At 60.3% G+C, this 12,811-nt stretch carries 11 protein-coding genes and 2 pseudogenes; 3 read left to right on the forward strand and 10 right to left on the reverse strand.

The annotated features are described in order from the left end of the window. The 9 genes and pseudogenes from IE095_RS17010 to IE095_RS17050 form a co-directional block, all read right to left on the reverse strand. A pseudogene (locus tag IE095_RS17010) lies at positions 1 to 251 on the reverse strand (hypothetical protein); the annotation flags it as partial. Continuing rightward, positions 251 to 1,528 carry a site-specific DNA-methyltransferase gene (locus tag IE095_RS17015; protein ID WP_189413289.1) on the reverse strand — a complete coding sequence of 426 codons (1,278 nt, stop codon included), beginning with the start codon at positions 1,526 to 1,528 and terminating at the stop codon, positions 251 to 253. The pseudogene IE095_RS17010 and the gene IE095_RS17015, both read right to left, overlap by 1 nt. A 153-nt stretch (positions 1,529 to 1,681) precedes the next feature. Then, positions 1,682 to 2,296, reverse strand: coding sequence for a GIY-YIG nuclease family protein (locus tag IE095_RS17020; RefSeq protein ID WP_189413291.1), 615 nt, complete (start codon positions 2,294 to 2,296; stop codon positions 1,682 to 1,684). 64 nt (positions 2,297 to 2,360) lie between these two features. Next, entirely contained in the window at positions 2,361 to 5,375 is a 3,015-nt protein-coding gene (locus IE095_RS17025) for a bifunctional DNA primase/polymerase (RefSeq protein ID WP_189413293.1), read from the reverse strand. A gap of 3 nt (positions 5,376 to 5,378) precedes the next feature. Further along, entirely contained in the window at positions 5,379 to 5,579 is a 201-nt protein-coding gene (locus IE095_RS17030) for a helix-turn-helix transcriptional regulator (protein ID WP_229804892.1), read from the reverse strand. Continuing rightward, the gene (locus IE095_RS17035; protein WP_189413295.1) at positions 5,576 to 5,770 is read right to left on the reverse strand and encodes a hypothetical protein; all 195 of its coding nucleotides are present in this window, start codon (positions 5,768 to 5,770) and stop codon (positions 5,576 to 5,578) included. The genes IE095_RS17030 and IE095_RS17035 overlap by 4 nt, the downstream gene beginning before the upstream one ends. A 79-nt stretch (positions 5,771 to 5,849) precedes the next feature. Then, the gene (locus IE095_RS17040) at positions 5,850 to 6,503 is read right to left on the reverse strand and encodes a sigma-70 RNA polymerase sigma factor region 4 domain-containing protein (protein ID WP_189413297.1); all 654 of its coding nucleotides are present in this window, start codon (positions 6,501 to 6,503) and stop codon (positions 5,850 to 5,852) included. 200 nt (positions 6,504 to 6,703) lie between these two features. Next, a complete protein-coding gene (locus tag IE095_RS17045) occupies positions 6,704 to 6,943 on the reverse strand; it encodes a hypothetical protein (RefSeq protein WP_229804894.1) in 240 nt (79 codons plus the stop codon). A gap of 106 nt (positions 6,944 to 7,049) precedes the next feature. Then, the gene (locus IE095_RS17050; protein WP_189413299.1) at positions 7,050 to 9,212 is read right to left on the reverse strand and encodes a hypothetical protein; all 2,163 of its coding nucleotides are present in this window, start codon (positions 9,210 to 9,212) and stop codon (positions 7,050 to 7,052) included. A 340-nt stretch (positions 9,213 to 9,552) separates the two neighbouring features. Here IE095_RS17050 and IE095_RS17055 point away from each other — a divergent pair, with 340 nt between their 5' ends. Both IE095_RS17055 and IE095_RS17060 read left to right on the forward strand, forming a co-directional pair. Beyond that, positions 9,553 to 10,005 carry a DUF2924 domain-containing protein gene (locus IE095_RS17055; protein WP_189413301.1) on the forward strand — a complete coding sequence of 151 codons (453 nt, stop codon included), beginning with the start codon at positions 9,553 to 9,555 and terminating at the stop codon, positions 10,003 to 10,005. Next, positions 10,002 to 11,006 (forward strand): annotated as a pseudogene (locus IE095_RS17060) (recombinase family protein); the annotation flags it as partial. The gene IE095_RS17055 and the pseudogene IE095_RS17060, both read left to right, overlap by 4 nt. Positions 11,007 to 11,061: 55 nt before the next feature. On the opposite strand, the gene IE095_RS17065 reads toward IE095_RS17060, so the two are convergent. Beyond that, positions 11,062 to 11,769, reverse strand: a complete 708-nt coding sequence (locus IE095_RS17065; RefSeq protein ID WP_189413303.1) for an IS6 family transposase — start codon at positions 11,767 to 11,769, stop codon at positions 11,062 to 11,064. 52 nt (positions 11,770 to 11,821) lie between these two features. Here IE095_RS17065 and IE095_RS17070 point away from each other — a divergent pair, with 52 nt between their 5' ends. Further along, positions 11,822 to 12,322 (forward strand): hypothetical protein, encoded by a 501-nt coding sequence (locus IE095_RS17070; RefSeq protein WP_189413305.1) that lies wholly within the window; start codon positions 11,822 to 11,824, stop codon positions 12,320 to 12,322. The last annotated feature ends 489 nt before the right edge of the window (positions 12,323 to 12,811 follow it).

Genomic DNA, 12,811 nt, shown 5'->3' on the forward strand with positions numbered 1-12,811 from the left:
AGAAAGAAGATCATCGAGGCGGTGTCCCCCGCGCGGGCCTTGTTGATCAGCCCCTGCGCAATGGCCCCGATGGCGCGGGCCTTGCCGCGTTTATAACGTGCTGCAATCTCCTCATCGCGTTCCATCAGCGCATAGAAGGTCCGCCGGGCGATGCCGAAGTAATCCGCCACCTGTTCGGCGGTCAGGACAGCGGCGAGAGTCTCCACCTCGGCCATCTGCGCCTCAGTGAGGGTTGTGGGCGTCCGTCCCATCAGGCCACCTCCGCCGTTGCATTGGCGAGGGTCCCAGCCCCGCGTTCAGCGGCAACCTCGGCAAAGCTGCCCCCGCCCTCCAATACGGCCTCTTGCCCGGTCAGGGCCTGCCAACGCAGCACGGCGACATCGACGTAAGCCGGGTCCAGTTCCACCGCATGACAGATGCGCCCCGCGGTCTCGGCGGCGATCAATCCGCTCCCCGATCCGAGGAAGGGCTCATAGATGGCCTGACCGGGGGAGGAATTGTTCAGCATCGGGCGGCGCATGCAATCGACCGGCTTTTGCGTGCCATGCACGGTCGTCGCATCCTGCTGCCCGCTGGCAATGGTCCAGAGCGTGGTCTGTTTGCGATCCCCCGACCAATGCCCCTTGCCGGAAGTGCGCACCGCATACCAGCAGGGTTCATGCTGCCAGTGATAATCGCCGCGCGACAAGACCAGCCGTTCCTTGGCCCAGATGATCTGGCTGCGCACCGCAAAGCCGCTGGCGATCAGGCTGTCGGCGACCGTCGTGGCATGCAAGGCCCCGTGCCAGACATAGGCGACGTCCCCCGGAAACAGCGCCCAGGCTTCCCGCCAATCGGCGCGATGATCGTTCAGCACCTTGCCGGTGCGTTTGGTCTGTGCCGCGCCCACCGCATTGCGCCAAGCGGGATCATAGTTCACCCCGAACGGAGGGTCTGTGATCATGAGGTGCGGTCTGACCCCGCCCAGCACCCGGGACACGGTTGCCACATCTGTCGCGTCGCCGCAGATCACGCGGTGGTTCCCCAGCCGCCAGAGATCGCCCGGACGCGAGACAGGCTGATCGGGCACCGGCGGCACATCCTCTTCGCGGGGGTCCGCCAGATTGGCGTTCAGCAGCTGATCAATCTCGCGCCCGGTAAAACCCAGATCACCAAGGTCGATCCCGAGATCAGCCAGCTCACCCAGTTCCAGCGCCAGCAAGTCATTGTCCCACCCCGCCTGTTCCGCCAGCTTGTTGTCGGCCAGCACATAGGCCCGCTTCTGCGCCTCGGTCAGATGCGCGAGTTCGATCACCGGCACCAAGTCCAACCCCAACTGCCGCGCTGCCATGACCCGGCCATGGCCCGCGATGATGCCATTCTCGCCATCGACCAGCACCGGATTGGTAAAGCCGAATTCCCGGATCGATCCGGCGATCATCGCCACCTGCGCCGGACTGTGCGTGCGGGCATTCCGCGCGTAAGGGATCAGCGCCTCCACCGCGCGGTAGTCCACCGCCAGTCCCCGTTTCTGCTGCTTGGCCGCCATAATCACCCCCACCCCCCCGGTCCGACCATCTGCGGCGCTCTCTGCGGGGTTTGAGGGAGTATATCACACAGCTAATTCATTGATAAGTATGACATTATTACGCAGGATCGCGCAAATCTGCGCAGGAGGCGACGGGGAGTTTAGTTCAAGCAGCTACGGCACAAAATTGAAGTCGGCCAACTTTGGGTGGCGCCAGCTCTTCGCTTCTGGCCCTGGTCTAACCTGCTCGCGATATGCCCCCCAAACACGCTTAAGGTCGCCCCTGAATAGCTCGTTGGCTATCTGAGTCCGCCCATTCTTGATGTAGGGCAGTTCAATTTTTAGATCTTCCAATGCGCGATGAATGCCGAACTCAATCTTGCCTGCCGACTGGACGTAGGAGTGGGCAATTCGTTCCCAGTCGGAAAAGCCGCCGTAGCCACCTTCGAGGTTGAGGGTCGCGCTCCTACCGACAGGGTCTGCGCTGAACCCGATCTTCAGAATTCGACCCGTTTGCGATGCCGCCAGATAAATGTACCCGTCCGAGTTTCCCCGGCGGATGAAAGCGATGGAAGCGGTATTGCACTCGATGCAGTGTCCTCGCCGCGTGAAGAGACGATGACCGTTGCTGCATGGTTTTGCCATACCAAACAGATAACCTCCCGCCTCCGCCTCCGCATGGAATGTCGCAGGGCCGCGTCCCCTTGCATCGAAGACCTGCGATAGCAAAATCTTCTGCGACACCAGAAAGGCAAATTCTCTGTCCGTGATATCGCTTCTTGAGAGCATTCAGGCGGTCCTCCGTCAGGTTACTGCCCAGAAATACCACACGGGTACTGCCAGCATAGACGTCTCAGCCTAGACTCCAGCCATCCAACGGTCCAAGCGCAGAAACCATCTCTGCACGCACGACATCCGCATTGACGCTGATCCAATAGGCCGTTTGCCAAGATCGACCTCGACCTGAACGGCGGTAGCGGGCCGATTTAAGCGACATTCCCCTATATGTATTACTCATAGGGAAATGTCGCTTAAATCCCCACCGCTCCATCGCCTTCTGCGCCTGCTTTTCATTTTCGAACATGTCCGGATGCAAAACCGCTGCATCGGCAGGGCTATCCACCGCGATCCCTGCCAAAAGCATGCGCTGCAAGAGATCAGGCAAGATGCTCTCCCAAGCGACCACACGATCATGCAGCATCGGCAACGCCACATCCGCCAGCACTTGCACCTCCAGCGGATTGTCGACGGTCCGGTTGACGCCGCGCCCGCGTCCGATGGCTTGGACGATCTCATCGTCGCAGATGGCCGCGCGCAGAAGTTCGGCTGTGGGGTCTTCGTGCTGGCGCACGCGATACGCCCGTCGCGTTCCTTCACGCATCAGAAGCCCGGCGTTGCGTTCGACCAGCTTGCCTTGGGGAACATGCCCCAGATGCACTCCGGAAAGCTCGGCCAGCGCGTCTTCTGATGGCATCGGCCTGCCGATGACGATCAGCAGTGCCACGTCCTTATAGATGTCCAAACCGGCGATGGCGTTAAAATGGCCCGTTGATACATTGGGAATTCCTGCAAAAGCGCTCTCAAGGTCAATGTGCGTCACCACCAGGACAGTCCGCGGTGACACACGTGCTGCCTCCCAGCGGACATGATTGACGCATTCTCTCAGCCGATTTGCCCTGCGGGTGTTTTCGGCGCGGGAGGCCTTTGCATCCTGCACCAGCGTTGTCTTGCCAAAACGCCCTTGAACTGCTTTCAGGCGCATATGGGGCATCGCGGCCGTGATCTCGGTGACCTCAAGACCGGGCAAGACGGTCTCAGCGAGATCGGGCCGCAAGGTCGCATCCAGATGCAGGATGGGAAGGCTGGCCAGCGCCGGATCGATCTGGTGCAACCCCATGACCTTGATCGCCTGCACCCCGGTTTCCGGATCGGAAGGCCGCAACACGATCCGCCCGTCCTGCTCGGCCTCACCCGCGAGCAAGCGTTCCATGGCCAGGAACAGCGCTTCGCGCGCCACGGATTTCTGGGCGGCCTTGCTGAGTTCGAAGGCCTTTTTCCGCTCCGACTGGTACATCCCTGGGCGCAATCCGGGATCGACGCGCAGCTGGATTTCCATTACACCCGCCGTCGCACAATCGGAAACGCTCAAGCCTTTGTCCAGTAGAACTTGCCGTGACAAGGGGCCGCGCCCGTTCGCCTGCAAGGCATCTGCCGCTTTGTAGCGCAGGGCAAAAAGGGCGGCCCAAGCCTCGGCTTCGTGATCTGCGTCGCCCGAACGCTGCTCGTCAACGGCATCAGGCTGACGCAGGTCATGCAGATAGAGACCTGTTTCCTTGACGGATCGAACCCAGCAGCCTTCGTCGATCAACACCAAGGCCAGTTTTTCGGGTGAGACTGGCAGCCCCGTGTAAAGCGCGTCGTAGGCCGCCAGCACAATGTCGGCCTTTTCCACATCGTCGCGGTTCCATTGTTTTGGGCACAGCTCAAACGCGTGGCATTTTACGCCACCTTTGCGGAGGCAGGTGTTTGGGAACACTGGCAGCCCAGCCTTAGTAGCCATGCGCACCATGTCGATGTCCCGACACATGATCTCCTTGCGACCGGGTTGCTTCGCCTCGTAGCCACGATGAACGGCGACTTTGAGATCGCCCTGCCGCCAAGCGGCTGCGGATTCGTCGGCCAGGGCCAGCGAAGGGGTCACGATCAGCAAGCGATGCGGCAAACCATCTGCCTTCAGCCGCGCCTGCAGTTCCAGCAAATGACGGCGCGAGACGGCGGTCTTGCCCAATCCCACGCTGGCCCGAATGCCGATGCGCGGGGCGGCATCCACTTGGCTGTTCGCGTGCCAAGCCTCGGCCCTCGTGGCAAATTCACCGATCACCGCGTCCAGACGGGCGCGCGCCTCTTCCAGAGGCAGACCCGGCTCGACGACAACGGGTTGCAAGTCCGTCAGATTGCGTGCCGGAAGCCGTCCCTTCTTGGCCAGTCCGAGCTTGTCCCGGACCTTCTGCAGCGCATCGGCGCGGCTGTATCCAACCTCCCCATCCTTCTTGCCCCGCGTCAGATCAGTGGTTTCCGCAAAGCGATCCCAGACCCGGTCCGCCAGAGCGACAGGCTCGGGCGTTCCCCCGGCATCCATGGCGTCCCAGACCGCATGATAGGCGATGCTGGACAGCCAGCCGTCGCGGCCATCAATGACAAGGCCGTTCTTGTCCCGGACCGGTGCATGTCCCGAAGATTGGACCCCAGCCCGGCTTTCCCGCCGTCGCGATCCGGTTTCTTCGGCGGGGAACAGGGCTGCAGCCTCGGCGAGAAACGCCTCGATATCGCGTTTGGTGATCAGAGGCAGTTGGTCGAACGCCACATCCAGCGGGGTCTCGCCAAAGGGCCAGCCATAAGGCTTTTGGGTCTTCGGATGGATGCCGAACGCCACGAACTGCTGGCCCTGCGCCAGAACCTCGACCTGCCCGACCTTCATTTTGACAAAGGGCACGTCCGTCCGATACAGCAGCAGGTGCTTCGGCCACAGACCGACCCGCATCAGCGTTGGCCCGAACCGCGCAACGGCCAGGGCTTGCAATCCATGGGCACAATCAGGATCCAGTACATCGATGTCGATCGCCACCAGCCACCCGGTGCGAAGTCCGATGCCATGATCGGGGAACGCGCTCGCCCAAGCTTCAACCTGCGCCGCGTCGATGTGCACGGTGGTCCAGCCCTTGGCCACCGCTTCCTTAGTGCGCGGTTTGATCGGTAGGGGCTCGTAGCCCATTTCCAGCAGACGGGTGGCCCAGTCGCGATAGGACAAGCCGGGTTGTTCCCCGACAGGAGGTCCTGTCGCAGGCAGGGGGGCAAATTCGCGGCCCATGGATCAGCCGCCCTTCCGCCGTGCCGCCTGTTCCCAAGCCTCAACATCGCTCAGAGCGTAGCGGACCTGCCCGCCGATCTGATGCCAGGCGGGGCCGGTGCCCATCGCCCTCCAGCGGTCGAGGCTGCGCGCGCTGATCGACCAGCGCTGCGCCAATTCTTGAGGTGACAGGAAAGAGTTCTGCCGGGCATCCAGCGACATCATGGCCGGACCTCCGCCATATCCGCTTCAAAGCGGCTGTCGCGGTAGATCGCAAACAACTGCGTGCCATCAGCGGTTTCGCCCGCGCTTTCCACGCGGTAGTCGCAATCGGCTTGGACGATCTGTGCCAGTTCCCAAGCACGATATAGGCCCGGCAAACGCGAAAGGTCCGGTGGTTCGATGTCAGACGGCATGAGGCAATCCCCCCACTGCCACCGAGGGCTTCGGTGACTTCTGCAGAGGAAAAGCCAATCTCAGTCCAGTTTTGGGACATCAGGCATCGAGATATTTGCGCAGTTTCTGCACGGCACGCTGATGCCGCTTGCGACCGGCGTCGGGGGCAAGACCCAAACTGATTGCCGCCGCCTGTTGCGTGTATCCCAGAACCGTGACCCCAAGCAGCAGGTCGGCGTCCTGACCGACGAGGGGCTCCAGCCGCTGCCGCAGTCGGGCGGTGTCGGCATCGGCATCGCCCATCTCCGGGGCAAAGCCAAAAACCGAGCTGTGGGTCGGCGCTGGCATGTCGTCGGTCAGATCACGCCGCGAACCAGCGGCCAGCCATTCGCCCGCCAATCTGCGCCGGATGTCGCGTTCCGCGTTCATCAGAATGGTCGCGGCGATCTTGGTCACTTTGTCCAGATCAATCGTGCGGATTCCATCGACGACGCGCGCGGTGATCTCCGATGCCAGCTCGTCCGGATCGCTTTTGAAATGCCGAAGCAATCGGCCGTAGATCGCATCCATGCCCGGCCAAAGGGCCAGCAAAACGATAAGTAGGCTGGTGTCGCCGTTGGAGGCTTCGGACTTGGCCTCGTGGCAAAGTGCCCGCAGCACTTCATTGCGGGCGAGAAATTCCTCACTTGCACCCGATTGGAAGGCCAGCAATTCTGCCGGGTCAGCGAAGCGGCGCAGCGACTCGTGCCGCACCCTGATCTCCCGAAAGCCCTGCTGATTTTTGAAACGGTTCAGATCGCGAACCATCCCGCGATGGAGTTCGCACCATGCCCTGCGCATGAGACGCCTGCCTCACGGCCGGGCGTCTCGCGCCTCCCTCGGGCCAGTTCGGGCGTCGCGCGCCTCTGGATGTGAAGGAAAACCGGTCAGGCCAAAGCCCAACCGGGAAGGGTTCAGACTGCGCTCTTCTGGTTCAGAGTTTTGCAGTCAGGGCAGATGGTCCGCACAGGCAGGCTGACCAGATAGTCGTGGCCTCCGCCAAACCGCAGATGCATGCGGCCATCCCTGCAAACACCGAGCATCTTACGGCAGTGTTTGCAGCGCCAGTCGCGGTGATTTTGGACCGGCGAAATGGCGGTGTTGGTGAAATCGCGTTTTGGCGTCGGCGGGGTCTTATGGGCGAATGTCGTCATCTGAGCGCTCCTGTCTGATGGAGCCTCGAATTGCCTTGCCCGTTATCGGACGGTCCCACCCGAAAAGTCGGATCAGCGTCCGACTTCGGAATTCAATGCTGCCCGATCAATCAACCTTCAGTCGCCAGAGATTCCGGCCTGCATGTTCAAAATAAACACCTACAACGGTCTTTCGCGCATCGGATCTCCACGCGTCTGCTGGCGTTCTTGCTCCTGTGTCGGCTATCAAATTACCCGTGTTCACACCCGGAGACCCCGCTTTGTGGGCCGCAACCAGTCGTTCCAGGATGGTGATTTGCTTTGCTCCGCTGACAGCGAGCGGGATTTTGTTCGGAATGTAGAGCATCGCCATGTGCGGGCCAAATTTCATCAGCGCGACATCCGCGCCTCCGAGCGCCAACCAGCGGCCTACCTTGTGCTTGTCTAAAATTCTGGCAATCGCATCGGCATCAAGACCATGTCCTCCTAGGACACTTGGCAATGATACAACAACATTCGGTCCAAGATGGTTTATGGGCGTGTCAGTCGCCGTCAGGACAATACCCACTCCACCTTCCTGGCGACTGCGCAACGTCACATCGGCCGAGGTCAGAGCGTCGATCTGATTCACGCACCGCGCCAAATAGATCGGCACTTTGCTCCCATCGGCCGGAACTTTGCCAAAATATGACAGGTGTTCGTTCAACCGCTGAATAGGCCCTCTTCCAACGAAGGGGCGCAACGCGCCCGCGACGATCTCTTCAAGCCATTCCCGCTTGATTTCATATTCCGTCACATCAGATGGGTCCAACGATCCAGCTTTTTCTTCAAAGACAGTTTGGGCGGTTACTTCCCCATCCCTCGGTCCTAGGTCAATCAAAACTTCGTCGTCATCCTCCAGAAGAACGGCCCTGCTTCGCTTGCGGAACGCAATCACTCCGCCGTCAGCCAGACGCTTTGGATCAAGTCCCAAGTTCCGAAGACGCGCACCGGTAACGCAGTTGTCGGGCAGATCATGAAGGCCCAACAGCTGTGGCAAAGTTTGAATGACCTCATCAAATTCCAAAGGTTTCAAGCGGTTCAAAATGCCCCAATGTTTCAACAGACGCTGACCAAGTTCTCGTTGGCTGCTATCTGTCTTGCCTTGAAGATTTGACCTCCGATCACCGAAGGAAATCTCCATGGTGCGTTCTCGCTTGTCAGTCCTGCCTTGATAACTGACTGCAACGATTAAACTGCTGAATCCCTCGGCATTTCCCAGGAACTGGTTGCCACCGAGATAGCGCTTTGCGATTTGAGCAATGTCGTCGTCGATCGTAACTTTTAGCGAAAGCCTGCGGGACCAGTTTCCGAGGCGCATTTCGACCGCAATGATCTTTGTCGAACGTACATCGACGTCTTCCCAATCGGGTGGAGGCAGGTCTAGAGAGGCGTGGAAGCGCGAAAGATCGTAATAGCGCCAAGTGAGTGGCTTGGTTGACAAATCGGTGCCGCATACGGTTTGCGCAAAGCCTTCCGCGACCACGCGCCGGACCTGCGGGCTGGGGCCACAGACTTCGAGTGTTTGCTCCGAGGGGGTCCAGATCAGCGTCGCCTCATTTGGAGGGCGATAGTAAATGGGTGCTCGCAGCCCATTCTCCTTGTGGTGAAAAACGCTGGACAGGGGACCTGCATGGCGAACGATCACCAGCAGTGAGGCAGGATGGGTTGATGTCGCCGATAGATCAATTGTCCGGATGATCACCTTTGACGGCAATTCCAACTTCGCCGTCAGCAAGGAGGCAAGGTTCTCGGCGTCGATCGTGGAAACTGTGCTACTGTCGCTTTCTGCGGGTTCGACCTCGAATGCATCGTACATCTTGCCGAAGTCCCGGTATTGCCGTGCGCCATGAAATGCCTCGGCATCAGCAAACGCAATTTGATGGTTCAGGAAAACCCACGCGCTACGACAGGCGGCATCCGGCTGGTCGTCCAGCTCCAGCAGCTCTTCATTGCTAAGTCGCTGCTGAGTTACATGGCTTAGCGAGCTAGGCCCTTTGTCCGCCGCGAGCAGTCTGATCCTTCGGCATCGCTCTTCGATGGGTTTCAGATCTTCGGCCTCGCGATTGTCGAGCAATTCCAAAACGCGGATACGGGTGTCATCCTCGTCTGGAAGGGTGGGCCATTCTAAGTCGAGTTTGTCTGTATCATCAGCTTCCCTGAAGAACAGAACTTGTTCAACCAAGTTCAACGGCAAAGTTTCTACAATTTCGAGGGTTTCGCGCCCGAGTCGGCCAAATTTCTTGTTCACCGAAGAATTCTCCCGCCGAAAATCAACTTTGACATGTAACGGCAGGTAGCTGCTTCGCTGCAAGATATTTGGTGCGCCGTGTCCCAAATTGGGTGGCTGGTCGGCTTTTAGCTTGCAGATGAACCCGAACCGGACCTGCCATGAAACGCCCCAACCCCCTGCGTCCCGACCTGATGTCCCCCGCCGAACGCCGTGCGGAACTGTGCCGCCTGCTGGCGCTGGGTCTGGTCCGTCTACGGATGCGCGATAGGGGCGAAGATACTGCGAGGACTGGAGAATTTCCGCTACACTTCACGCGCGAACAGAGCGGTAGTCGGGGTGCAAATGACCGGAGACCCGCATGACCCCTGATCCTATTCCCGCACGCCTCGCGGCGCTGAAGACGGCGACGACGCCCGATCTGAAGGCGCAATGGCGTGAGCTGTTTGACAGCGAACCGCCGCCCTTCAATCGCCGCTATCTGGAAAGCCGCTTGGCCTACCGCATTCAGGAACTGGCCTATGGCGGGCTGAAGCCAGAAACCATCAAGCGGCTGGAACAGCTGGGCGAGGAGTTGGATGGGGGCGACAGGAAGAAGCGCTCCATGCGCCTCGACCGGGATCGACCCATCATCGGCACGCGGCTGATCCGCGAATGGCGGGGGGTGGAGCAGGTCGTCACGGTGACGCAAGGTGGCTTTGAATGGCAGGGGCGGCCCTATCAGTCGCTGTCGGCCATCGCCCGCGCCATCACCGGCACGCGCTGGAACGGCTGGGTGTTCTTCGGCCTGAAAAACCATCGGAGGGCGGCATGAACAATTCTGTCGTCCGAAAACTGCGCTGCGCGGTCTACACCCGCAAATCCTCGGAAGAGGGGCTGGAGCAGGAGTTCAATTCCTTGCATGCACAGCGTGAGGCTTGCGAAGCCTACATCGCCAGCCAGCGCTCGGAAGGCTGGGTGTTGGTGCGCGATCAATATGACGATGGCGGCATCTCGGGCGGCACGCTGGAACGCCCCGGCCTGAAGCGACTGCTGGCCGACATCGAGGATGGGCTGGTCGACGTGGTGGTGGTCTACAAGATCGACCGCCTGTCCCGCTCGCTGATGGATTTTTCCAAGCTGGTCGAGGTGTTCGACCGCAACGGCGTGACCTTCGTCTCGGTGACGCAATCGTTCAACACCACCACCTCCATGGGGCGGCTGACGCTGAACATCCTGCTGTCCTTTGCGCAGTTTGAACGCGAGGTGACGGCCGAGCGGATCCGCGACAAGGTCCGGGCCAGCCGGATGAAGGGGATGTGGATGGGGGGCTGCCCGCCGCTCGGCTATGAGGTGAAGGATCGCAAGCTGGTGATCAACGAAGGCGATGCCGCCCATGTCCACTGGGTGTTCAGTCGGTTCATCGAGATCGGCTCAGGCACCGTGCTGGCGCAGGAACTGGCCGAGCGGGGCGTCACCACCAGCCGAGGCCACCGCATCGACAAGAAGTTCATCTACCGCATGCTGAACAACCGGGTCTACATCGGCGAGGCGGTCCACAAGGGCACCAGCTATCCCGGCGAGCACAAAGCCATCATCGACCACGCCACATGGGACAAGGTCCATGCCATCCTGACCGAAAGCCCGAGGAAGCGCGCCAGCAACACCCGCGCCGACACACCCGCGCTGCTGAAGGGGTTGCTCTATGGTCCCGATGGTGCAGCGTTTTCACCGACACACACCCGCAAGGGCGGGCGGCTGTACCGCTACTATGTCAGCCAAGCGGTGTTGAAGCACGGTGCGGGGGCTTGTTCGATTGGCCGCGTGCCTGCGGGGGGGTGCTGTCAGACGAATGCGAACCAGTCTCAGTTTCCCCAACCCCTGGCTGGCGTCAGGCCACGAGAAGACCGCGCCACTCGGCGAGAGCGGCGGCGCGGTAAAGCTTGTAATGTTCGCGGTTCTGGAGATGGCGCTCCGTTGGAAAATGGTTGTGGATTGACGCATGGATCGAGGCGAACTTCTGAAGGGTTCGCATGCGCCGAAACCGCAACATCGCCCGTTCTCGTCGCCGGAAAGGCAGGTGCGAATTCTCAGCCCGGTTGTTAATCCAACGGCCCATCTCTCGGTCATCACCGCGGCCCAAATCCTTCAGGGCCGCGCCATATGAACGAAGCCGGTCGGTCACGAGAACTGCTGGTCGGCCATGCCGCTTCATGGATTTCTTGAGGAATTTCAACGCCGCTTTGCGATCGCGTGTCAGCGTGACGAAGCTTTCCAACACTTCGCCCTCGTGATCGACGGCGCGCCATAGGTAATGAGTCACGCCATTGATTTTCACGTAGACCTCATCCAGATGCCAGCGCCAGTGCTTCCTCGCCCGCATTCTGTCGACCCGCCTGCGCCGAATTTCGGCGGCAAACATGGGGCCAAATCTGTTCCACCAGAACCGCACGGTTTCATGGCTGATCTCAATGCCCCGTTCATGCAGAAGATCCTCGACGTTCCGCAGCGACAGCGGGAAGCGGATGTAGAGCATCACCGCCAAGCGGATGATCTCGCGGCTGGTCTTGAAGTACCGAAAGGGCGAAGGCTGGGTCATCCTGGAAGGTTAGCCATCAGAAGATGTCACGGCAACGGATGTTCCTCTGACAGTGCCCGCAGAAAGGCTCGAAGCGGACCCGGCGTTTCTGGCCGATCTGATTGCAAGCATCGATCTTGGTCAGGGCTTTGTGCACATCAGCCTTGCGCAGGATCCGATCGCCACCGCGCTGGCGGTGCCCGCCGAAGCCCTGACCCCTGATTTGCTTGATTTTGCGCAGCCGTTCTCACTGCGCCGCCGAGGGATCGAGACCCGCATCATAGCGGGCGAAAGCCTGCCTGCACCGGACCCTATCCTGATCCGCGCACTGGCCGAGGCCCGTGTTTGGGTCAAAGCCCTGCGCGACGGCACTTCGCTCGCCGAGATTGCAAAAGCCAAAGGATGCTCTGAACCCTATGTCCGCAACCGCATTCCGCTGGCCTTTCTGGCCCCGCGTCTTCAGGCACTTATTCTGGAAGGGCGTCAGCCACCGGACCTTTCCCTTGCTCGGCTCCTCCGCGACGGCATCCCGATGGACTGGGAGGAACAGGCGCGGAGCTTTGGCATCGCCTGATCCACAGGCGGGTCGGCGGCGTGAGTGAAAACAACCCATCAGCCCCAAAACGCAAGTCCCTGTTCTTGCGAGTTTTTTCCCTGTTCCGCTGAATTCTATTCCCTGATCGCCTTGATCAAATTCCCTGTTCTTCGAGAACAGGGAATTCCTCGCTAAGCCACGGGTATTGCTGCAGTATTCCGGGCAGATTCAGTAAAAGAAGCCTCACAGCAACGCAAATTCCCTGTTAATTCCCTGTTTCCGACCTGAACCAGCGCAAACCGAACGGGTCTCACCGCCCGCGGAGACGCGGGCGAGAAATCCAGCCAAAATTGGAGATGCGTTCAGTCTCTGTCAGCGCCGGGCCGCGCTAAGCCCCGGAAACACGGAGGAAAATCCGCGAAGAACGGAAATCACACGCAGAGATGGGGCAAGTGGCGGAGGGGACGGGACCGGAGTCGAACCTTGTCTAGTGCCTAGGTCATTATTATTGTTATGGCTGCATAGGCT

Origin of the sequence: Neogemmobacter tilapiae (assembly GCF_014652215.1) — a bacterium.
In the GTDB taxonomy this organism is placed as follows: domain Bacteria; phylum Pseudomonadota; class Alphaproteobacteria; order Rhodobacterales; family Rhodobacteraceae; genus Neogemmobacter; species Neogemmobacter tilapiae.

What these genes read in the sequence shown, in the direction of transcription:
- IE095_RS17025 (WP_189413293.1), bottom strand. Translation starts at nt 5,375, where the DNA reads ATGGGCCGCGAATTTGCCCCCCTGCCTGCGACAGGACCTCCTGTCGGG.
- IE095_RS17055 (WP_189413301.1), top strand. Translation starts at nt 9,553, where the DNA reads ATGACCCCTGATCCTATTCCCGCACGCCTCGCGGCGCTGAAGACGGCG.
- IE095_RS17015 (WP_189413289.1), bottom strand. Translation starts at nt 1,528, where the DNA reads ATGGCGGCCAAGCAGCAGAAACGGGGACTGGCGGTGGACTACCGCGCG.
- IE095_RS17035 (WP_189413295.1), bottom strand. Translation starts at nt 5,770, where the DNA reads ATGCCGTCTGACATCGAACCACCGGACCTTTCGCGTTTGCCGGGCCTA.
- IE095_RS17030 (WP_229804892.1), bottom strand. Translation starts at nt 5,579, where the DNA reads ATGATGTCGCTGGATGCCCGGCAGAACTCTTTCCTGTCACCTCAAGAA.
- IE095_RS17065 (WP_189413303.1), bottom strand. Translation starts at nt 11,769, where the DNA reads ATGACCCAGCCTTCGCCCTTTCGGTACTTCAAGACCAGCCGCGAGATC.
- IE095_RS17045 (WP_229804894.1), bottom strand. Translation starts at nt 6,943, where the DNA reads ATGACGACATTCGCCCATAAGACCCCGCCGACGCCAAAACGCGATTTC.
- IE095_RS17020 (WP_189413291.1), bottom strand. Translation starts at nt 2,296, where the DNA reads ATGCTCTCAAGAAGCGATATCACGGACAGAGAATTTGCCTTTCTGGTG.